The sequence below is a fragment of the Micromonospora sp. WMMA2032 genome (assembly GCF_002688545.1).
Classification (GTDB): Bacteria; Actinomycetota; Actinomycetes; order Mycobacteriales; family Micromonosporaceae; genus Micromonospora; species Micromonospora sediminicola.
Genome location: NZ_CP024052.1, coordinates 3,691,658 through 3,710,653, shown reverse-complemented (window position 1 = coordinate 3,710,653; position 18,996 = coordinate 3,691,658). Strand labels below are relative to the sequence as shown.

Annotated in this window: 23 protein-coding genes; 10 read left to right on the top strand and 13 right to left on the bottom strand. The window is 74.0% G+C overall.

Annotated features, from left to right (window positions below; translation table 11 throughout):
* Window positions 1-14 precede the first annotated feature (14 nt).
* Genes CO540_RS16920 through CO540_RS16910 form a run of 3 tightly spaced genes read left to right on the top strand, consistent with a single transcriptional unit; the run spans window position 15 to window position 2,385 of the window.
* Window positions 15-419 carry a GntR family transcriptional regulator gene (locus tag CO540_RS16920; protein ID WP_099162798.1) on the top strand — a complete coding sequence of 135 codons (405 nt, stop codon included), beginning with the start codon at window positions 15-17 and terminating at the stop codon, window positions 417-419.
* The gene (locus CO540_RS16915; protein ID WP_099162797.1) at window positions 416-1,324 is read left to right on the top strand and encodes an ABC transporter ATP-binding protein; all 909 of its coding nucleotides are present in this window, start codon (window positions 416-418) and stop codon (window positions 1,322-1,324) included. The genes CO540_RS16920 and CO540_RS16915 overlap by 4 nt, the downstream gene beginning before the upstream one ends.
* Window positions 1,321-2,385, top strand: coding sequence for an ABC transporter permease (locus CO540_RS16910; protein WP_099162796.1), 1,065 nt, complete (start codon window positions 1,321-1,323; stop codon window positions 2,383-2,385). Before CO540_RS16915 ends, CO540_RS16910 begins: the two co-directional genes overlap by 4 nt.
* 3 nt (window positions 2,386-2,388) lie before the next feature.
* Here the strand turns inward: CO540_RS16910 and CO540_RS16905 are convergent, their stop codons facing one another.
* The gene (locus tag CO540_RS16905; protein ID WP_099162795.1) at window positions 2,389-3,501 is read right to left on the bottom strand and encodes an NAD(P)/FAD-dependent oxidoreductase; all 1,113 of its coding nucleotides are present in this window, start codon (window positions 3,499-3,501) and stop codon (window positions 2,389-2,391) included.
* Window positions 3,502-3,531: 30 nt separating this feature from the next.
* On the opposite strand from CO540_RS16905, the gene CO540_RS16900 reads away from it, so the two are divergent.
* The 4 genes from CO540_RS16900 (at window position 3,532) to CO540_RS16885 (ending at window position 7,964) form a co-directional block, all read left to right on the top strand.
* On the top strand, window positions 3,532-4,260 hold the full coding sequence (locus tag CO540_RS16900; RefSeq protein WP_253865989.1) for a TetR/AcrR family transcriptional regulator: 729 nt from the start codon (window positions 3,532-3,534) through the stop codon (window positions 4,258-4,260).
* A gap of 66 nt (window positions 4,261-4,326) precedes the next feature.
* Window positions 4,327-4,794 carry a DUF4442 domain-containing protein gene (locus tag CO540_RS16895; RefSeq protein ID WP_099162794.1) on the top strand — a complete coding sequence of 156 codons (468 nt, stop codon included), beginning with the start codon at window positions 4,327-4,329 and terminating at the stop codon, window positions 4,792-4,794.
* Window positions 4,795-4,842: 48 nt separating this feature from the next.
* On the top strand, window positions 4,843-5,595 hold the full coding sequence (locus CO540_RS16890; protein WP_099162793.1) for a beta-phosphoglucomutase family hydrolase: 753 nt from the start codon (window positions 4,843-4,845) through the stop codon (window positions 5,593-5,595).
* Complete coding sequence (locus CO540_RS16885) at window positions 5,592-7,964, top strand: glycoside hydrolase family 65 protein (RefSeq protein WP_098743918.1); 2,373 nt, start codon at window positions 5,592-5,594, stop codon at window positions 7,962-7,964. The genes CO540_RS16890 and CO540_RS16885 overlap by 4 nt, the downstream gene beginning before the upstream one ends.
* A 45-nt stretch (window positions 7,965-8,009) precedes the next feature.
* On the opposite strand, the gene CO540_RS16880 is transcribed toward CO540_RS16885, so the two are convergent.
* The 3 genes from CO540_RS16880 to CO540_RS16870 form a co-directional block, all read right to left on the bottom strand.
* A complete protein-coding gene (locus CO540_RS16880; RefSeq protein ID WP_091583174.1) occupies window positions 8,010-8,189 on the bottom strand; it encodes a hypothetical protein in 180 nt (59 codons plus the stop codon).
* Between the two features lie 62 nt (window positions 8,190-8,251).
* Window positions 8,252-8,599 (bottom strand): thioredoxin, encoded by a 348-nt coding sequence (gene trxA / locus CO540_RS16875; protein WP_099162792.1) that lies wholly within the window; start codon window positions 8,597-8,599, stop codon window positions 8,252-8,254.
* Window positions 8,569-8,961, bottom strand: a complete 393-nt coding sequence (locus tag CO540_RS16870) for a MerR family transcriptional regulator (RefSeq protein ID WP_099162791.1) — start codon at window positions 8,959-8,961, stop codon at window positions 8,569-8,571. The genes trxA and CO540_RS16870 overlap by 31 nt, the downstream gene beginning before the upstream one ends.
* A 468-nt stretch (window positions 8,962-9,429) precedes the next feature.
* Here CO540_RS16870 and CO540_RS16865 point away from each other — a divergent pair, with 468 nt between their 5' ends.
* On the top strand, window positions 9,430-10,092 hold the full coding sequence (locus CO540_RS16865; protein WP_091583165.1) for a dienelactone hydrolase family protein: 663 nt from the start codon (window positions 9,430-9,432) through the stop codon (window positions 10,090-10,092).
* Window positions 10,093-10,094: 2 nt separating this feature from the next.
* Here CO540_RS16865 and CO540_RS16860 read toward each other — a convergent pair whose 3' ends face one another.
* The gene (locus CO540_RS16860; protein ID WP_099162790.1) at window positions 10,095-11,219 is read right to left on the bottom strand and encodes an AI-2E family transporter; all 1,125 of its coding nucleotides are present in this window, start codon (window positions 11,217-11,219) and stop codon (window positions 10,095-10,097) included.
* Window positions 11,220-11,348: 129 nt separating this feature from the next.
* Between CO540_RS16860 and CO540_RS16855 the strand changes: the two genes are divergently transcribed.
* Window positions 11,349-11,531: an antitoxin gene (locus CO540_RS16855; protein WP_091583159.1), complete on the top strand. Its 183-nt coding sequence runs from the start codon at window positions 11,349-11,351 to the stop codon at window positions 11,529-11,531.
* Between the two features lie 59 nt (window positions 11,532-11,590).
* Here CO540_RS16855 and CO540_RS16850 read toward each other — a convergent pair whose 3' ends face one another.
* The 5 genes from CO540_RS16850 to CO540_RS30185 all read right to left on the bottom strand — a co-directional run bounded on the left by CO540_RS16850 (window position 11,591) and on the right by CO540_RS30185 (window position 14,581).
* A complete protein-coding gene (locus CO540_RS16850) occupies window positions 11,591-12,205 on the bottom strand; it encodes a C39 family peptidase (protein WP_099162789.1) in 615 nt (204 codons plus the stop codon).
* A gap of 155 nt (window positions 12,206-12,360) precedes the next feature.
* A complete protein-coding gene (locus CO540_RS16845) occupies window positions 12,361-12,774 on the bottom strand; it encodes a pyridoxamine 5'-phosphate oxidase family protein (RefSeq protein WP_099162788.1) in 414 nt (137 codons plus the stop codon).
* A gap of 43 nt (window positions 12,775-12,817) precedes the next feature.
* Window positions 12,818-13,159, bottom strand: a complete 342-nt coding sequence (locus tag CO540_RS16840) for a YkvA family protein (protein WP_091583148.1) — start codon at window positions 13,157-13,159, stop codon at window positions 12,818-12,820.
* Window positions 13,160-13,199: 40 nt separating this feature from the next.
* Window positions 13,200-14,036 (bottom strand): hypothetical protein, encoded by an 837-nt coding sequence (locus tag CO540_RS16835; RefSeq protein ID WP_099164797.1) that lies wholly within the window; start codon window positions 14,034-14,036, stop codon window positions 13,200-13,202.
* A 134-nt stretch (window positions 14,037-14,170) separates the two neighbouring features.
* A complete protein-coding gene (locus tag CO540_RS30185) occupies window positions 14,171-14,581 on the bottom strand; it encodes a hypothetical protein (protein WP_157779140.1) in 411 nt (136 codons plus the stop codon).
* Between the two features lie 209 nt (window positions 14,582-14,790).
* Here CO540_RS30185 and CO540_RS16825 point away from each other — a divergent pair, with 209 nt between their 5' ends.
* Entirely contained in the window at window positions 14,791-15,396 is a 606-nt protein-coding gene (locus tag CO540_RS16825) for a lipocalin family protein (RefSeq protein ID WP_099162786.1), read from the top strand.
* A gap of 50 nt (window positions 15,397-15,446) precedes the next feature.
* On the opposite strand, the gene CO540_RS16820 is transcribed toward CO540_RS16825, so the two are convergent.
* Genes CO540_RS16820 through CO540_RS16810 form a run of 3 tightly spaced genes read right to left on the bottom strand, consistent with a single transcriptional unit; the run spans window position 15,447 to window position 18,945 of the window.
* Window positions 15,447-17,744 (bottom strand): FtsX-like permease family protein, encoded by a 2,298-nt coding sequence (locus CO540_RS16820; RefSeq protein WP_216642281.1) that lies wholly within the window; start codon window positions 17,742-17,744, stop codon window positions 15,447-15,449.
* Window positions 17,741-18,424, bottom strand: coding sequence for an ABC transporter ATP-binding protein (locus CO540_RS16815; RefSeq protein WP_099162785.1), 684 nt, complete (start codon window positions 18,422-18,424; stop codon window positions 17,741-17,743). Before CO540_RS16815 ends, CO540_RS16820 begins: the two co-directional genes overlap by 4 nt.
* Entirely contained in the window at window positions 18,421-18,945 is a 525-nt protein-coding gene (locus tag CO540_RS16810) for a PadR family transcriptional regulator (protein ID WP_099162784.1), read from the bottom strand. The genes CO540_RS16815 and CO540_RS16810 overlap by 4 nt, the downstream gene beginning before the upstream one ends.
* Window positions 18,946-18,996 lie beyond the last annotated feature (51 nt).

Sequence of the window (18,996 nt, the reverse complement as noted above, 5' to 3'; positions counted from 1 at the left end):
GGAGGGTCACCAGGGTGATCAACTTTCATGTCGACCGGTCCAGCAGCGTCCCCGCGTACGCCCAGCTGGTGCGTCAGGTCCGCGAGGCGCTGCGGATCGGGACGCTGCGACCCGGGGACCAACTCCCCACCGTGCGCAGCGTGGTGACGTCGTGCACGGTCAACCCGACCACGGTGCTCAAGGCCTACCGGGAGCTGGAGCTGTCCGGCCTGGTGGAGGCGCGGCAGGGGGCGGGCACGTTCGTCAGCGGGACGCTCGGCCACGCGGATCCGCACGTCATGGCCCGCCTGCGTGGCAGCCTGGCCCGCTGGCTCGGCCAGGCCCGGGAGGCCGGTCTGGAGGACGAGGACGTCCAGGCGCTGCTCGCCTCGGTGATCGGGGAGAACGCGGCGCCCCGGAACAGGGAGGGCGCAGCGTGAGCGGCCAGCAGGTCGCCGTCGAGGCCCGTGACCTGAGCCGGCGCTACGGCGCGGTGTGGGCGCTGCGGGAGTGCGACTTCGCGCTGCCGGCGAACCGGATCGTCGCGCTGGTCGGCGCGAACGGCGCGGGCAAGTCGACGCTGCTGAGCATCATCGCCGGCACCCTGTCGGCGACCGGCGGCACGCTGCTCGTGCACGGCCGGCCGGTGGCGCGGGGCCGGTCCACCGACGGGGGAAGCAGGGTCGCGATCCTGGCCCAGGACAAGCCGCTCTACCGCGACTTCACCGTGTCGGACATGCTCCGCTTCGGCCGGTCGACCAACCGCGTGTGGGACCAGCGGCGCGCGCTGTCGTGGCTGAGGCGCTTCGACGTCCCCCTGGACCGGCGCTGCGGCAAGCTTTCCGGTGGGCAGCGGGCGCAGGTCGCGCTGGCGGTCGCGCTCGGCTCCCGCCCGGCGGTGCTGCTGCTGGACGAACCCCTCGCCAACCTGGACCCGGTGGCCCGCACCGAGGTGACCGGCGAGTTGATGGCGGAGGCCGCCGACGACGACATGACCGTCATGCTGTCGACCCACATCATCGCCGAGCTGAGCGGCGTCGGTGACCACCTGCTGCTGCTCGACGCGGGTCGGCCCGTGCTCACCGGCGACGTCGAGGACCTCCTCGACGGCCACGTCCGGATGACCGGACCCCGCGCCGACCAACCACCCGGCCCGGGCACTGTCGTCCAGGCGCAGCACACCGAACGCCAGTCCACCTTCGTCCTCCGGCGGCCGGCGGCACCGGCGGCGCACGCCGTCGTGGCACCCGGCTGGACCGTCCAGCCCGTCGCCCTGGACGAGCTGATCCTGACCTACCTCCGGGCGTCGTCCCGGGCGCCGCACGAGCGGGAGGCAGCCGCATGAGCCAGGTGACCCGGGCGTCCGCCGCCACGAACCGCCAGGACGACCTGGGGTACGCCGGTGGCGTACGCGGTCTGCTCTGGCTGACCTGGCGTCAGCACCGCTGGACCCTGATCGGCACGCTGGTCCTGGCGGCGGTCCTGGTGGGCTGGATGACCTACCTGTCGGTGGAGCTGACCAGCCTGTGGCACCAGTGCCACGAGACGTTCTGCCCGGAGGACTCGCCGCAGGGCCGGCGGCTCGGCGGATCGTCCCCCCTGGTCATGACCCTGGCCGCCCTGTCGTTGGTGGTGCAGTGGATGCCGCTGCTGATCGGTGTGTTCGTCGGCGTTCCGGTGCTGACCAGGGAGCACGAGCAGCGCACCCTGCTGCTGGCCTGGAGTCAGGACGTCTCCCCGCAGCGCTGGCTGTGGACCAGGCTGGCACTGCTCGGCCTGTTCGTGGCCGCCGTGACCTCGGCCGTCGCCGGAGTCAGCGACCATCTGGAGCGACTCCAGGCCCGGCTCGCCCCGGTGACCCTGTTCGACTACGGGCCGTTCGTCAACACCGCGATGCTGCCGGCCGTGACCAGCCTCTGCTGGTTCGCGGTGGGCGTCGCGCTCGGCGCCGCGATCAGGCGCACGCTCCCCGCCGTGTTCGTCGTGATCGTGGGCTTCGTCGGCCTGTCCTACCTGGTCCGGTGGCGTTATCCCACGCTGCGCGAGCCGCTGACCGCGCACCGGCCCATCGGCGGGCCGAACCTCGACGTGCTGCGCGACAACGCCCTGGTCGTCAAGGGTGGGCTGATCAGCTACGGATTGGACGGGCCGTCCGGCGCGTTCGACGCCTCGGGGCGCGAGCTGAGCGGCGTCGAGCTGCAACAGCTCTGCCCGCCCGACAACGGCACCGGCCGGACGTTCGTCTGCTTCGCCGAGCACCACCTCCAGCAGCACCTGCAATACCAGCCGGGCAGCCGGATCCCCGAGTTCCACCTGATCGTCGCCGGCGGCTACCTGGGCCTGACCGCGCTGGCGCTCCTGGTCGTCTGGTGGCTCGTCCGCCGCACCGACCTCAGCGCGGGTTGACCCTCAGGTCCCGGTGGGGCGCGGGGTGAAGAAGCGGACGATGTCGTCGGCGGCGGTGGGGGACAGCATCATCGCGTGCACCCGAGCCGACATCTCGGCGATCGGGCGGATCCGGGCGAACATCGCCTCCTCGTACGCCCGGAGCGCCGCGTCGGGGTCGGCGGGTGCGGCAACCAGGCGGGCGGCGAGGTCGGCGGCGTCGCGCATCGCCTGGTTGGCGCCCTCGCCGACCGGTGGCAGGAGGTGCGCGGCGTCACCGATGAGGGTCACGCCCGGGCGGTGGGCCCAGCGGATGTCGGTGGACATGGCCTCGATGGTGCGGGGCGTCGGCGGGTCGTCCGCGGCGTCGATGAGCGCGGTGAGGCGGGGGTGCCAGCCGTCGAACAGGTCGAGCACGGCGCGCTTGCTGCGATAGGCCCCGGCCGGGTGGCCCACCGCCGGCAGCGAGACGCCGACGCGGATGCGACCGTCGCCGAGGCGTTGCGCGGACAGGACCTGCCGCGCGCCCATGCCCCAGAGGTTGCCGGGACCGACCATCTCGGCGACCTCCGGGTGGTCCCGGTCCGCGTTCCGGATCGTCAGCTCCACCAGGGTGGAGATGGCGGACGGCGTGGCGTCGGTCAGCAGCGACCGGACGACCGAGCGAGCGCCGTCCGCGCCGATCAGGAGGTCGCAGTCGGCGCGGTGGCCGCCGTCGAACGTCAGCCCGAAGCCGCCGGCGGGGTGCGGCGACACGGCCTCGAGCCGCCGGTGCCAGGTCACCGCGTCGGCGGGGAGCGAGTCGAGCAGGAGGTCCCGGAGCGCCCCGCGGTCGATCTCGGGGCGGCCGGCGAAGGAGCCCGGATCCGGCCTGTGGTGCACGAGGGTGCGTCCGGCCGGGTCGAGGATGCGGTGTTCCTCGCCCTGCGGTCGCGCCTCGGACCGGAAGCGCTCGGTCAGCCCCGCGTCGGCCAGGGCCCGCTGCCCCGACTCCGGGTGCAGGTCGAGCGAACCGCCCGGGGCCCGTGCGGACCGGGTCACCTCACGTTCGTAGACCACGGCGCCGATGCCGTGCCGGTGCAGGATCCGGGCCAGCGTCAGGCCGCCCAGGCCGCCGCCGACGATCGCGATGCGCATCCGCGCCTCCCTTGCCGTACACTGTATTTCGTGGATACACCGTACGGTAGCGTGCCGTTGCCGGTCTGGGAACGGCCCGAGCCCCGGCCGCGGGCGACGCCGGTGCCACTGACCCGCGCGCAGATCGCCGACGCCGCCGTCCGACTCGCCGACGCGGCCGGCCTGGAGGGGTTGTCGGTCCGCAAGCTGGCCAAGGAACTGGGCGTCGGGCCGATGCGGCTCTACGACTACGTGGCGAACCGGTCCGAACTGCTCGACCTGATGGTCGACGCCGTCTACGCCCAGATCGCCGACGCCGACCGGCACGCCGGGTGGCGCGACACGGTGCTGGCGGTGATGCGCCGGACCCGCGCCGCCGCGCTCGACCACGAATGGTTCCCCGACCTGCTCGGCGCGCGGCCCCACCTGGGGCCGCACGCGCTCGCCGTGGCCGAGACGACCGCCGCGGCGCTCAGCCAGGCCCCGGGGGTACGCGACGTGGACGACCTCCAGCGGGCCCTCGGCGCGCTCAACGCGTTCCTCGTCGGTGCGCTCCGCCGGGAGATCGCCGAGCGGCGCACCGCCCGCGCGACCGGCGCCGACCTGTCCGCCTGGCAGGCCGCGCACGGCCCCTACCTGACCCGCATGCTCGACACCGGCCGCTATCCCACCGTGGCCCGTCTCGTCGTCGACGGCGCCCACCTCGACGCCGAGGACACCTTCCACCGCAACCTGACCACCGTCCTGGACGGCGTCGCCGGCATGGAGCACCCGGCCTGATCCGCCGAACCGAAGGAGCGGAGGGCCGGGCTTGCCCGTGTTGTTACTGGCGAGTAGCGTTCGGGCATGTCCATCGACTCTCGCCAGGTGGCGGCCGGTCTCCTCGAAGCCGTGCCGTTCGCCCGCACGCTCGGAATCGAAATCGTCGAGGTGGCGCCCGAGGCCGAGGGCGGGGTCCGGGCCGTGGTCCGCCTCCCCGACGACCCGGCGCACCACAACCACGTGGGCGGCCCGCACGCCGGCGCCATGTTCACGCTGGGCGAGACCGCCTCCGGTGCGGTGGTCCTGGCCGCGTTCGGGCAGGTGCTCGACCGGGCCGTACCCCTGGCCGTGACCGCGACCATCCGCTACCTCAAGGTGGCGATGGGGCCGGTGCGGGCCACCGCGCGGCTCGGGCGTCCGCCCGCCGACGTGCTGGCCGAGCTGGACGGCGGCACGCGGCCCGAGTTCCCGGTCGAGGTGGAGATCGGCACCGAGGACGGCACCGTCACCTCCGCACTCACCGTCACCTGGACGCTGCGCCCCAACCGCTGAGCCGGTGAATCGGGTTTGCCCGGCCGACGGCCTGGATAGATTCAGGCAATGCTGGGCCTACCCGCGCACGTGACCGCGTGTCTCTTCGATCTGGACGGTGTGCTGACGCAGACCGCCAAGGTGCACAACGCCGCCTGGGCCGAGACGTTCGACGCGTTCCTGCGACGCCGGTCGGCCGAGACCGGCGAGCCGTTCCGCCCGTTCGACAGCGGACCGGACTACAACCGGTACGTGGACGGAAAGCCCCGCGCCGACGGCGTGCGATCGTTCCTGGCCTCACGCGGCATCACGCTGCCCGAGGGCGCGCCGGACGACCCGCCGGAAGCGGACACCGTCAACGGCATCGGCAACCGGAAGAACGTCGTGCTGCTCCAACGGATCGAGCACGACGGGGTCGAGGTCTACGACGGCTCGGTGCGCTACCTGGAGGCCGCGACCCGGGCCGGGCTGCGCCGGGCGGTCGTCTCGGCCAGCGCCAACTGCGCCGCCGTGGTGCACGCCGCCGGGCTGGACCGCTGGCTGGAGGCCCGGGTGGACGGGGTGGTCGCCCGCGAACGCGGGCTGCGGGGCAAGCCGCACCCGGACACGTTCCTCCAGGGCGCGCGGCTGCTCGGCGTCGAACCGGCGAACGCCGCCGTCTTCGAGGACGCGCTCGCCGGAGTGGCCGCCGGGAAGGCCGGCGGCTTCGGGTACGTGGTCGGCGTCGACCGGGTCGGCCAGGCCGACGAGCTGCGCGCACACGGCGCCGACGTGGTGGTCACCGACCTCGCCGACCTGCTCGCCCCGGAGCCGGCCGCGTGATCCGGGAGCGGGCGTACCCGGTCGAGCCCTGGCACATCCGCGAGGTGCGCCTCGACATGGACGTGCTGGCCCAGTCCGAGTCGGTCTTCGCGCTCTCCAACGGGCACATCGGCCTGCGCGGCAACCTCGACGAAGGGGAGCCGCACGGCCTGCCCGGCACCTACCTGAACTCGTTCTACGAGCTGCGTCCGCTGCCGTACGCGGAGGCCGGCTTCGGCTTTCCCGAGTCCGGGCAGACCATCGTCAACGTCACCAACGGCAAGCTGATCCGGCTGCTCGTCGACGACGAGCCGCTCGACGTCCGCTACGGCGAGCTGCTCGCCCACGAGCGGGTCCTCGACCTGCGCGCCGGCACGCTCCAGCGGGAGGTGCACTGGCGCTCACCCGCCGGCCGCGAGGTCAAGGTCCGCAGCACCCGGCTGGTGTCCTTCACCCACCGCTCGGTCGCGATGATCAACTACGAGGTGGAGGCGGTCGACGGGCCGCTGCGGCTGATCCTCCAGTCCGAGCTGGTGGCGAACGAGTCGCTGCCGCCGCAGAGCCGCGACCCCCGGGTCGCCGCCGTCCTCGAATCGCCGTTGCAGGCCGAGGAGGAGCTGACCACCGACGACGGTGGCCTGCTCATCCACCGCACCAAGGTCAGCGGCCTGCGGGTCGCCGCCGCGATGGGGCACGACGTGCACGGCCCGGAACGCACCACCATCGAGTCCGAGGGCTACCAGGACTGGGTCCGCACCACCATCGGCTGCGTGCTCAAGCCCGGCGAGAAGCTGCGGGTGGTCAAGTACCTGACGTACGGCTGGTCCAGCCGCCGGTCGCTGCCGGCGCTGCGCGACCAGGTCGGCGCCGCGCTGTCCTCCGCCCGCCTCGACGGCTGGGACGGAATGCGCCGGGCGCAGCGGGAATACCTGGACACGTTCTGGGACGCCGCCGACGTGCGGGTGGAGGGCGACCCGGAGGTCCAGCAGGCCGTCCGGTTCGGGCTGTTCCACGTGCTCCAGGCCGGCGCCCGCGCGGAACGGCGGCCGATCTCCGCCAAGGGCCTCACCGGCCCCGGGTACGACGGGCACGCGTTCTGGGACACCGAGATGTTCGTGCTGCCGGTGCTCACGTACACCCAGCCGGGCGCGGTGCGGGACGCGTTGCAGTGGCGCTACGCCACCCTCGCCCAGGCGCAGGAGCGGGCCCGCACCCTCAACCTCGACGGCGCCGCCTTCCCGTGGCGCACCATCGAGGGGCCCGAGTCGTCCGCGTACTGGCCGGCGGGGACCGCCGCGTTCCACATCGCCGCCGACATCGCCGACGCGCTGCGCCGTTACGTGCTGGTCACCGGCGACGAGGCGCTGGAACGGGAGATCGGGCTGGAACTGCTGGTGGAGACCGCCCGGCTGTGGCGGTCGCTCGGCCACCACGACCGCGCCGGCCGGTTCCACATCGACGGGGTGACCGGCCCGGACGAGTACACCGCGGTGAAGAACGACAACGTCTACACCAACCTGATGGCCCAGCGGAACCTGCTCACCGCCGCCGACTGCGCGATGCGCTACCGGGACCAGGCGCTCGACCTCGGCGTCACCGAGGAGGAGGCCGCCGCCTGGCGGGACGCCGCGAACGACATGCACGTCCCGTACGACGCGGACATCGACGTGCACGAGCAGGTGGAGGGCTTCACCCGGTTGCAGGAGTGGGACTTCGAGCACACGCCGCCGGAGAAGTATCCGCTGCTGCTGCACTACCCGTACTTCGACCTGTACCGCAAGCAGGTGGTCAAGCAGGCCGACCTGGTGCTGGCCATGCACTGGCGGGGCGACGCGTTCAGCCCCGCCGAGAAGCTGCGCAACTTCACCTACTACGAGCGGCGCACCGTCCGCGACTCGTCGCTGAGCGCCTGCACGCAGGCGGTGCTGGCGGCCGAGGTCGGCTTCCCCGAGCTGGCCCACCGCTACCTGCGCGAGGCCGCGCTGATGGACCTGCACGACCTCAACGAGAACACCCGCGACGGGGTGCACATGGCGTCCCTGGCCGGCGCCTGGATCGCGCTCGTCGCCGGCTTCGGCGGGCTGCGCGACCACGACGGGACGCTCTCCTTCACGCCCCGGCTCTCCAGCCGGCTCAGCCGCCTGGAGTTCTCGCTCCAGTGGCGGTCCATGCGGTTGCGGGTCGACGTCCGGCCGCACCAGACCACCTACTCGCTGCGCAACGGCGGCCCCGACACGGTGCTGGACCTGCTGCACCACGGCCAGCCGCTGCGGGTCACCTGCGCCCGACCGGTCACCGTGCCGGTGCCGCCGGCCCACCCGTCCGGCCCGCAGCCGGAACAGCCGCAGGGTCGGGCTCCGCTGATGCACCTGCCGGAACACCTGAGCTGAGCGGCCCCACCGTTCTTGTCGGCGGGGCCGCCCGGTGCCCGTACCTCAGAACTGAGGGCCGTTGGACGGACGCCCGCCGGCGTCCCGCGGCGCGGTCGCGCGCGGGTCGTCGGAGGTACGCGCCACGGCGGCGCGGTCGGCCCACTCCGGCGAGCGCTCCAACTCCTGCTTACGGCGTTCCTGGTCGCTGAGTTCCCGCTCCCGGGACCTGTCCTTCTTCGCCATCGGAGATCCTCGCGATCGGTCGGGGTCCGTGGTCACCCCGCGGGTTCCCGCCCGGCGGCGGCTCAACCGTCCAGGTGACCGGTGAAGCTCTGCCGGAGGTGGTTCTTCGGCCGCGAACCGACGATGGAGCCGACCACCTCGCCGCCGCGGAAGACCAGCATCGTCGGGGCGGACATCACCTGGTAGGCCCGCGTGGTGGCCGGATTCTCGTCGGTGTTGACGGTCACGAAGCGCAACGCGTCACCGAACTCCTCGGCCAGCTCGGCCAGGTGCCTCGACACCACCCGGCAGGGCGGGCACCACTCGGCCCAGAAGTCGACCACCACCGGCCGGTCGGCGGCCAGCACGGCGGTCGCGAACGTGGCGTCCGTGACCGCCGTCAACCGGCCGGTCTGCGTGTCCTGAGGCATGTTTCCTCCCGATGGGCGATCGCGCGGGCGAGCTGGTCGTGCAGCCGGCGGCGGACCAGGCCGAGCCGGTCGAGGTAGTCGTCCACCTCGGCCAGCTTGCGGCGCAGCACGGCCACCGAGTCGGGACAGACGTCGCCGGAGTCGTGGCCGGCGCGCAGGCAGGCGACGAACGGCCGGATGTCGTCCAGACCGAACCCGATCGCCAGCAGGGAGCGGATCTCGTGCACGACGCGCAGCTCCGCCTCGTCGTAGACCCGGTATCCGTTGGCCGACCGGCGCGGCCGGACCAGCCCCTGCGTCTCGTAGTAGCGCAGGGTCCGGGCGCTCGTACCGGCCCGCTCCGCCAGCTCACCGATCCGCATGGGCGTTCCCCCGTCCGTCTCTGGTGCCGACGCTAAACCTTGCCGCCGACGTCAAGGCAACCCCGCCGACCAGTCGACAGGACGCGTCACCTGCCCTGCGCACGGCAAGGTGGGGATGCGCGGTCACCGTCAGTAGCGAGCTCGTAGGGCGATCGCCGAATGACCGATATACCGCTGAGTCATTTTCATGACCCAGCGGTATATCGGTCGGAGGTGACGTGTCGCCGCGCGAGCCGGGGCCGTCGGCATGTGGCCAGTGGGCCGAGGGCCGGCCGCGAGTCGGGTCCCGCCGCGAGTCGTTCGTGCTATCAGCTCGAAAGGCGGTGCGAACCCTGTCCTCGTCCGAGCCGGGCAGCCCGGCCCGGTCGCGGGCCACGTCAGGTTCGATGCGGAGTCGGGCCGCCGCCGCACGGCGGAGCTGAGGGTCGACCTCATGATCGCGGGAGAGGGGGGTATGGGGGACCGGGGGTGAGGGGTGTGCGTGAGGTTTCGGTACCGGTTGTCGAGGGTGGGCTGGTGGGGGACGTGTCGGTGCCCTCGGGGGCCGGCGGGGTGGTGCTGTTCGCGCACGGGAGCGGCAGCTCCCGGCACAGTCCGCGCAACGTCGCGGTCGGGCAGGCGCTGAACGCGCGCGGGCTCGCCACCGTGCTGGTGGACCTGCTGACCGTCGACGAGGAGGCGCGCGACGAGGTCACCGCGGAGCTGCGCTTCGACATCGGGATGCTCGCCGAGCGGCTGGCCGGGATCGTCGACTGGATGAGTGCCGACCCGGAACTCGGGCGGCTCCCGATCGGGCTATTCGGCGCCAGCACCGGGGCGGCCGCCGCCCTGGTCGCGGCCGCGACCAGACCCGAGCGGGTGGGCGCGGTGGTCTCCCGGGGCGGCCGGCCGGATCTGGCGGGCAGCTCCCTGTCGGCGGTACGCGCGCCGACGCTGCTGCTCGTCGGCGGGCTGGACGAGCAGGTGATCGTGCTCAACGAGCAGGCCCGGGACGCGCTCGGCGAAGTGGCGGAGCTGCGGATCGTGCCCGGCGCCACGCACCTGTTCGAGGAGCCCGGCACGCTGGAGCAGGTGGCCGACCAGGCCGGCGCCTGGTTCGTCACCCACCTGCGCCAGCCGCACCCGGCCTGACGTCAGCCGGTGGCCTCGGCCCGGCGGGTGACCTCGCCGGAGCGGTGCCGTTGCACGGTGTCCAGCACCCGCCAGAGCACGGCGGCGATCGGCACCGAGACGAATGCGCCGGCCACCCCGGCGACCAGCGTGCCGGCGGTGACCACGACCAGGATGACCGCCGGGTGCAGCTGCACCTGCCGCCGCATCACCAGCGGCTCCAGCAGGTTGCCCTCGATCTGCTGCACGGCGATCACCGCGGCCAGCGTGAGCAGCGCCGTGGTGGGACCGTTGGCGGCCAGCGCGACCAGCACCGCCACCGCGCCGGCGACGGTGGCGCCGATGATCGGCACGAACCCGCCGAGGAACGTGATCAGGGCCAGTGGCAGCGCCAGCGGGACGCGCAGCACGACCAGCGCCAGCCCGATGCCGAGGGCGTCGATCGCCGCGATGATCATCGTGCCCCGGCTGTACGCGCCGAGCGTCCGCCAGCCGGCCCGGCCCGCCTTCGCGGTCAGGTCGCGGCGCGGACCGGCCATCCGGCGCAACACCCAGTGCCACATCGAGCGGCCGTCCTTGAGCAGGAAGAAGAGCAGCACCAACCCGAGCAGCAGCGAGCCGACCGCCTCGGCCGCCTTGCGCGCACCCGCGACCGGGTCGGGCGCACTGCCACTCAAACCCTGCCGAACCTGCTCGACCAGCCGGTCGAGCTGCTGGTCGCTCACCGGGAGGGTGGAGGTGACGAAGTCGCGGCTGCGTTGCAGGCCCTCGTCGAGCTGCTGGCTCAACTCGCCGAACTGGCTGGCGGTGAGGTTCCAGACCAGGGCGCCGACGCCGACCAGGACGCCGAGCAGCAGCAGGATGGAGAGCAGGGCGGCGAGCGCGGCCGGCACCCGCAGCCGGCGCAGCCGGACCAGGACCGGGTCGAGCAGCGCGGTCAGGAAGAGCGTGCCGGCCAGGGCCACGGCCAGCGGCGCCAGCAGCACCGCGACCTTCCCGAGCAGCCACAGCCCGGCCGCGATCACCAGGAGGCAGGCGCTCCAGGTGACCGCCGTGCGTACCGGCCAGGGCAGGCCGGCCCAGGTCTGCCGGGGGCCGGTCGTCGGGGCCGGCCGCGTCGGCCCGGTGGTACCAGCGTCGTCGTCCACGTCGCCTCCTCGATCGTGGCCGTTGGTACCCGACGCGCGCGAATCCGACACCCGGGCGGTGACCACCCGTCCGGTGTTTGTGCCCCCGGCCCCAGGGAAGGCTTTCAACGTACCGAAGGGAGAACCGACATGAGCGACTTCATGGACAAGGCCAAGGACTTCGCCGACAAGCACGACGAGCAGGTCGACAAGGGGCTGGACAAGGCCGGCGACATGGCCGACCAGCGCACCGGCGGCAAGTACGACCAGCAGATCGACAAGGGCGTCGACATGGCGCAGCAGCGCACCGGCGAGGGCGACACCGGCCGCTGACCACACGACGGATCACGGGCCGGCCTCCACGCGGAGGCCGGCCCGTTCGGGTCCGGTGGTCAGGAGCTGTAACCGCGGCCGGCGATCCAGTTGGCCAGCTCGGTCACGTCCATCCAGTACGTCGGCTCGTCCGGTCGGGCCGGGTCGGCGATCAGCACCGTGTCGCCGTCGTCCTCGTACCGCACGACGGTCAGGTAGTGGCCCGGGTAGCTGTGCTCCACCCCGTCGACGTCCCGCGCGCCGCCCAGGATGTTCGCCACCACCGGCCGGTCCGCGTCCACGGCGGCCCGGATGTCCGCGCGCAGGCGCTCGACCTGCTCCCGGGTGGCCACGTCGTCGCGGATCTCGGTGGTCTTGTACTTGCCGCCGGTGTACTCGTTCAGCACCCGGGTGATGTCGATGGCCGAGTCGGTGCCGTTCTCGGTGGTGCCCAGCTTGGCCGCCAACTCGTCCTGGCTGACGTCCTTGCCCTCGGCCGACAGCGCGATCCGGGTCGAGGCCGGACCGCAGTAGAAGAAGTTCGGCTGCGCCTGGTACTCGAAGTCGGCGCTGCGGTCGCCCTTGCCCTTCACCGGGGCCGGGGCGGCGTGGGCGGCGGCCGGACCCGCCACGGCGCTGCCGGCGGCGGCCAGGCCGGCGACGGAGAGCAGGCACCTACGGATGATCGGGTTCATGGCGAGGCTCCATTCGGGGGTCGACGCTCCGGTCGGGGAGACGCGGCACCGGGAGTGGCGCTCGGCGTACGGAGAGTGCAACCGCCCTGCTCGGTCGCCCATTTCCGGCCGTGGTCGGGGCCACGGCGGAACCGGACAGACGACGCGCCCGGGCCTCAGTCGGGCAGGCTGCCGAGCAGTCGGGTCACCGCGATCTCGATGACCACCCGCTCGGGATTCGGGCGCGGCGTGCGGTAACGCTCGGCGTACCGGTGCTCGGCCTCGGCCACCGACCCCGGGTCGCGGCGCACCACCGCCCGGCCCTCCACGGTGAGCCACCAGCGGCCGTCGACCTGGCACACCGCCACCGGCGTGCCGGCCGCGCCGGCCGCCGCCACGTGCCGCGCCTTCGCCGAACCACCCGAGGTGATCACACGGGCCAGGCCCGCACCGGGGTCGAAGGTCACCCCGACCGGTACGACGTGCGGGGTGCCGTCGGCCCGCAGCGTGGTCAGCGTGGCGAGGTGCCGGTCGGCGAAGAAGCGGGCGACCCGCTGGTCGTGCGGATCCAACCGGTGGTCGCCGGGCATGCCGTCTCCTCGCTCGCCGTGCTCCTGTCGAGCTGATGATCGGTCATCGACGCGGCGTGGCACCCGGCGGGGCGGGCAGTGTGGCGGCCGGGGCGGGACCCGCCGCGCGCTGCGCCGCCCGGTGCTTCGCGGCCAGCCGGCCGAGGTAGAACAGCGCGCCGGCCAGCACGCCCATGTCGTCCAGGTAGATCGGGTCGGGGAGCAGGTCCACCGGCAGGATCGTGTAGATCAACGCGCCGTAGAACGCGACCTTGCCACCGGCGCCGAGCGCACCGAGCATGCGGCGGGTACGGACCACCCGGACGGCGAGCAGCACCGCCCCGACCAGCGTTGCCGCCGCGACGACGGCGGCGAGTGCGACCAGCACCCAGGCTTCACGGGACACACCACCACGCTAGCCGAGCCGGGCCGGCGCCGCCCGACGGTCAGTACGCCGCCACGGCCGCCCGGCCCCGGGCCACCGGGCTCAACTCCCGGGTGATCTCGGCACCCACCGCCCCGGTCGGCAGCTCCCGGGTCGTCTCCGGCCCGGCGAAGCCCACGATGGAGAGTGCGGCCTGCGGCTCGGCGACCGGGTGCAACGCCGCGAACGCCTCCTCGCGCAGGCTCCGCGCGGCGGCCGCGGCCGTCTCGGCGGCCCGCCAGGCGGCCTGTTCCCGCTCGGTGGCGGCGCGGTGGCGGGCGGTCAGGTTGTCCCGGACCAGGCGACGCAGCAGCAGTTCCTGCTCCACCGGGTGCCGGCTCGGATCCCAGCCGTTCCCGCCGAGGATGTCGCTGAGCTGCCGCACGGTGATCTCCTTGCGCCACTGGGCGTCGAGCGCCGCCCGGTGCAGCCAGCGCTCCCGGTCCGCGTACTCGGCCGGGGTGCGGGCGGTCCGGGGCAGCGGCAGCGCCGCGGCGGCGGCCAGCCGGTCCACGTCCTTCTCCGCCGCCTGCCAGGACCGCCACGCCTCCTCGGCCTCGTCCTGGGCGGCCAGCCACTCGGTGCGGCTCCGCTCGGCGGTGGTCGCCGCGCGGGACGCGGCCACGGCCACCTCGGCCGCGTACCGGCGGCGTTCCCGGGCCCGCTCGCGGGCCTGCTCGGCCAGGTCGATGCTGCTCGGTCGGGCGGCCTCGCTGATCCGCTCGCCGAACACCGAACGGAACCGGGTCGGGCGGACGACCAGCGCGGCGACCACGACGGCCGCCACCGCGAGCAGGGCCAGCCAGATCACGGCGGCGGCGGGGACGTCCGGCAGGACGGTGGAGAAGACGGTCTGCATCACCAGCACCTCGGGTGGAACGTTCGACGATCGACGGTTGGGGCCCGGGAGGCCGGGCGGGGTGCGTCGCGGTTGACGCGACGGGACGCGCGGCAGGGCGGGGCGTGTCGGGGCGTACCGGAGGGGTGGTCCGGTCAGGCGCGCGGCGGCCCGCGCCGGGCGATCGCGGCGCGACCCGGCTCGGTGGCGGCCAGGACCCCGACTGCCGCGACGACCGGCACGGCCGCGTCGGCGGACGGGTCGGCGACGGCCGGACCCGTGGTCGGGGAGGTGACGGAGCGCGGGGCGGTCTCGGCGGCGACCGGCGCGGCGAGGGCCGTGGCGGCGTCGGCGGCGAAACCCGCGGGCGCGGCGAGTGCCGGCCCGACGGCGGTGGTCGGGGACGCCTCGACCGCCGTGACGGCGGACCGCGCGGGCGCGGCCGGGGCGGGCGCGGCGGTCAGCCCCTGGAGGCCGGCGACGAGCACCAGGCTGGCCACGGCGGTGCGGGCGATCCGGCGCAGCGTCGCCGTCCAGGTGGACGGGGTGAACGCTACGGGCAGCACCGTCTCAACCTATCGGGTGATGCCGACTCCCGCAGCTCGAGGATCTTGCGGGTTACGTGAGCCGGCCCACGGGTCGCTGTGGACGGACCTTCTTCTTCGCTCCGGGACGCCCCGCCGGATGCATCGACGAGGATGACATTGTCGATAGTTTTCCGCCGTCCCGGTCGGGCACACTTCCGCCGTCGAGCCCCCGATCGCGAGGAGAAGCCATGGGAGCACGCCGCACCACGACGGCGCTGGTCGCCGCGCTGGCCGCCACCGTCACCGCACTGGGCGCCACCCCGGCACAGGCCGCGGCCACCGCTGTCGACACCGGGCCGCTGCGCCCGGTGGCCGACGTCGACGTGAACCGGTACGCGGGCGACTGGTACCAGGTGGCCGCGATCCCGCAGTGGTTCGAGATCCAGTGCTTCAAGAACGTCAAGGCCCGGTACGACGTCCAGGCCGACGGCACGGTCGGCGTCCGCAACACCTGCCGGACGATCGTCGGCACCACCAGCACGGTCACCGGACGCGCGCGGAGCGAGAATCCGCCCGCCGACTCGGCGCTGACCGTCTCCTTCATCAACCTCGGCGGTCGGTGGATCTACCTGGGCGGCCCGAACTACGTGGTGATCGGGCTCGACCCCGACTACCGCTGGGCGGTCGTCGGCGACCCCGACCGCAGCAGCGGATTCGTGCTGTCCCGGGAACCGTCGCTGGACGCGGGGCAGCTCGCCGACGTCAAGGCGACGCTCGCCGACAACGGCTACGACCTCTGCGACTTCCGCACCACCCGACAGGACGGCGGCGCCCGGGCCGGCGCCTTCTGCTGACCGGTGACGACGACCCGCCCGGCTCCTGGGTTGCCGGGCGGGTCGTCAACTCACTCGACCCGCAGGCCGTCCGGGCGGGTGAGCCGCCACAGCACCGGCAGGCTCGCCGCCGTCACCAGCACCACGACCGCCGCGCCAAGGCTCGTGCCGAGCCCGACCACCGGCCAGCTCAGCACCACCGGCGCGCCGACCATGACGAGCAGGACCGCGCCGGTCACCGTACCGACACCGGCCGCGAGCACCAGACCGACGAGCACCGGTACGCCCGTCTGGGCGAGCACGGACCAGCCCAGCACCCGTCGGGGGGTGCCCACCGCGACCAGGGCGGCCAGCAGCGGTCGCCGGTCCCGAAGCTGTTCCAGGACGCCGACCAGCAGGCTGATCCCCAGCAGCAGCAGAGTGATCACGGCGCCGGCGGTCAGCCCGGTCCGCACCTTGGTGAAGCCCGGGTCCTCCTGCACCGCCCGGAACTCCAGCACCTGCCCGATCGGCGGATCGATCGCCGCCACCGTGGCGCGCACCCGCTCCACGGCGTCCCGGTCGGCCGGGTCGAAGGTGAGCAGCGCGGTGGCGTTCAGGTGGCGTGCCGGCAGGCCGGCGGCGGCCGTCGGGGTGAGCAGCAGCGCGGACTGCGCCCGGCCACCCGTCGGGTCGGTGCGGGCGGGCACGATCCGGGTCGCCGCGGGGATGGTCCAGTCCTCGTCCAGGCGGATCCGGCCGCCGGGCTCGACGCCCGCCTCGGGGTCGCCGGAGCGGGCGAGGAACACGTCGCCGTCCGCGCACCCGTCCACCTCGGCGTACTCGGCCAGGGCCGCGCAGTCGCCGATCCGTACCGTCACGACCGCGTTCGGGTTCGTGTTCCCCGCCGGGGCGGCGGCGGTGGACAGCGTGGCCGCGCTGCCGGTCACTCCCTCGACGGCGGCGAGCCGGTCCAGCGCGGCGCGCGGATCGGCGACAGCCGGGAGGTTCACCATCGCCTGGGCGCGCGTGAGGTCCTGACCGGACGGCCGACGGAACTCGTCCTGCACGCCGGCGATCAGCATCTGCAACCCGATCGTGCCGGCCACCGCCACCGCCACTCCGCTCACCAGGCGGGCCGAGGTGGCGCTGTCCAGCTGGAGCCGACGTACCGCGAGCTGCCAGGCCGGCGGGCCGCCGCGCAGCGGCCGCACCACCAGGTCGACCAGCCACGGCAGCACCGTGACGGTGCCGGCCAGCAGCAGTACCGCGCCCGCCGCGATCCGCCAGTCGGCGGTCGGCGCCGGCCCGGACCCGGTCGACGGATAGAGCAGCCCGAGCCCGACGACGGGCAGCAGCAGCCGCCACCAGAGCCGGCGGCGTGCCGGGCGACCCCGACGGGTCACGCCGAGCGGTTCCACGGCGACCCGGCGCAGCGCGAGCAGCGCCACCGCGACCGCGAGCGCCGGCACGGCCAGCACCACCAGCGCCACCAGGGGGACCGCCGGTCGCAGGTCCGCCGGGTAGAAGCTGTAGTCGGCGAACGAGACGAACCAGGCGAGCTGCCGGCCGGCGAGGAACAGCCCGCCGCCCACCACCAGGCCAAGCAGCGCGGCGGCGGTCGCCTCCCCGGCCGCGATCCGCCGCACCATGCCGTGGTCGGCGCCGAGCAGCCGGACGGCGGCGAGCCGTCGGTCCCGTTGGTCGCCGCCGAAGCGGACGGCGGCGCCGAGGAACACCACCACCGGCAGCAGCAGCACCACGAACACGACCACCACCAGCAGGTTGAGCGTGGGACCCAGCTCCTCGCCCTGGCCGCCACCACCGAACCGGTCCACGCGGCCCGCCCACTCCTCGGTCAGGTCGGCCCGGCCCGCGTACCAGGCCAGCTCGTCCGGGCCGGAGAGGCCGTCGGCGCCGATGACGCCGACCACCCGGGCGCCGCCGAGACGGGCGGCGAGCAGCGGCCCGTCCGGCGAGTCGAGCACGGCACGCAGCGCCGGTGAGACGACCGCCTCACCCGGGCCGGGCAGGGCCGTCAGGCCGGGTGGCACGGGAGCGTCCGGGCCCTCGGGGCGGACCAGCCAGCCCCGCACGGTGCGCTGCCGGAACTGGCTGTCGGCGTGCAGGACCAGCAGGGTGTCCGGACCGGCGGGCGGTGCGGCGTCGACGAACGGCTCGCTCCTCGCGGTGGTGCGTTCGCCGCGGCTGTCGATCGCCCCCGGCACCGCGGCGGCGAGCAGCAGCATGGCCACGCCCACCCCGACGCCGAGCGCGGTGAGCAGCGTGCGCGTCCATCCGGAACGCCCGCCGGTGGCCGCCATCCGCGCGCCCATCAACAGGTCGCCGAGGCCGGCGCCGACCGGTCGGCGCGGCACGGTCGCGGTCACGCCACCTGCTCCAGGCTGCGGGTCCGGCCGTCGCGGACCACCACCTCCCGGTCGGAGTACGCCGCCACCCGGGTCTCGTGCGTCACCAGCAGCACCGCCGCTCCGGTCTCCCGGGCGGCACCGGCGAGCAGGCGCATCACCCGCTCGCCGTTGAGCGAGTCCAGCGCGCCGGTGGGCTCGTCGGCGAAGACCACCCGGGGTGCGGTGACCAGCGCCCGGGCCACCGCGACCCGTTGCCCCTGACCGCCGGAGACCTCACCCGGCCGCTTGCCGGCCACGTCCGCCACCTCGAGACGGTCCAGCCACTCCCGGGCCCGCCGCTCCGCCGCACGCCGGGCGACCCGTTCCAGCCGTAGCGGCAACGCGACGTTCTCCAGGCAGGTCAGCTCCGGTACGAGCTGCCCGAACTGGAAGACGAAACCGAACTCCCGGCGGCGCAGGGCGCTGCGCTCGGCGTCCGACATGGCGGTCAGGTCGGCGCCCCGGTAGCGCACCCGGCCGGTGTCCGGCGGCACGATTCCGGCGAGACAGTGGAGCAACGTCGACTTGCCGGACCCGGACGGCCCCATCACGGCCACCACCTCACCGGCCGCGACGGCCAGCGACGCGCCGGCGAGCGCCGGGGTCGGGCCGAAGGAGCGGTGCAGGTCCTCCGCCACCAGCAGTGCGTCCGCGCTCATCGGCCGACCTCCCGGGCCAGCTGGTCGAGTCGGGACGCGGTCAGCTCCAGCCAGCGCAGGTCCGCCTCCAGGTGAAACAGTGCGTGGTCGCAGACGAGCTGGTCGGCCAGGTCGCCTCGGGTCTTGCGCCGGGTCAGTTCCCGCATCAGCCGCAGGTGTTCGGCGCGCTGGACGTCGAGCAGGTCCGCGGCCGGGCGGCCGGTCAGCAGCGCGAGCACCACCTTGCTGTAGAGCACGCTGTGCAGGTAGGGCTCCGGCTTCTCCGGCTGGGCGAGCCACCGCCCCACGTCGGTGACACCGGCCTCGGTGATCGCGTACCGCTTGCGCTCCGGGCCTTCGCCGGGCTCGACGGAGTCGACCTCGACGAGTCCGTTGCGCAGCAGCCGGGACAGCGTGGAGTAGACCTGCCCGTAGGCGAGCGGACGGGCCTGGCCGAAGCGCTCGTCGTAGGCCCGCTTCAGGTCGTAGCCGTGTCGTGGGCTGGCTTGCAGCAGCCCGAGGAAGGTGTGACCGATCGACATGACCGGGACTATACACAGTATGTATACGCTCTAGGTATACCTGCCCGTCCG